Annotated in this window: 1 protein-coding gene; it reads left to right on the top strand. The window is 38.8% G+C overall.

The annotated features are described in order from the left end of the window. The first annotated feature begins 129 nt into the window (after positions 1 to 129). Positions 130 to 633, top strand: coding sequence for a DUF4124 domain-containing protein (locus tag ACS8FD_RS18790; RefSeq protein ID WP_439263284.1), 504 nt, complete (start codon positions 130 to 132; stop codon positions 631 to 633). Positions 634 to 829: the final 196 nt, after the last annotated feature.

The following is an 829-nucleotide window of genomic DNA, read 5'->3' as shown; positions in this document are numbered from 1 at the left end:
TATTAAATAATATACATTTGTCATTATTTTTTGTTAGAATCGACATACATTGTATGCTCATTGTAAGTTATACAATAATTCATTTACGCTTATACATGAATGCTTTTATTCATCAAAAGGATTGCTAGCATGGCATATTCACCCATGATTCATACAGTCAACAAACTATTGGTTGGTGTTATCACCACTTGTGTATTTGCCCTGCCTATGAGTGCAAGTCATGCTATCCAAGTTTACAAGTCTCTTGGTACGCATGGTGAGGTCAAATATAGTCAACATGCACCGCAAAATGCACGGAATATCGAGGTAATTGAGTTCCGCAGTGATGGTAGACAATCTGATGCAGGGCAGATGGCAGGTAAAACGGATGCCAATCAAAGCAATGATACGCCAAATGCAGAACAGCAACGAGTCGCGCAACTTGAGGCGCGTATTAAAGATCAAGAAGCGCAGGCAAACGCCCAGCGCTGTCAATCGTTACGTAACAATTTAACCAATTTAAATGTCGGTGGCCGTATATATGAGATGGATGCAAACGGTAAACGCCAGTATCTAGATGGCCGCGAGATTGAACTTAAGCGAGAGCGTGTACAACAAGCGATTGGACAGTATTGTAAAGGTACACAGACTTAAATATATCTTTAGTAGTTATTATAGCCCCGTACCAAAAACGCTTTCGGTGCAGTCATACTATAGTCGATACTAAACGAGATGAATATATAGCATTATAGTGCGTGGCTAGTACAATTCTTTGCTTGCTGTACCTATAAATCTTAATGATGCAAAAATTTTATCTCAGTGACGCGGTATTTTTTAAGTTGACTTAAAT

It is taken from the genome of Psychrobacter sp. 1U2 (assembly GCF_051847575.1).
The sequence above is the reverse complement of the archived record's forward strand: the minus strand, read 5'-3'. Positions and strand labels throughout refer to the sequence as shown.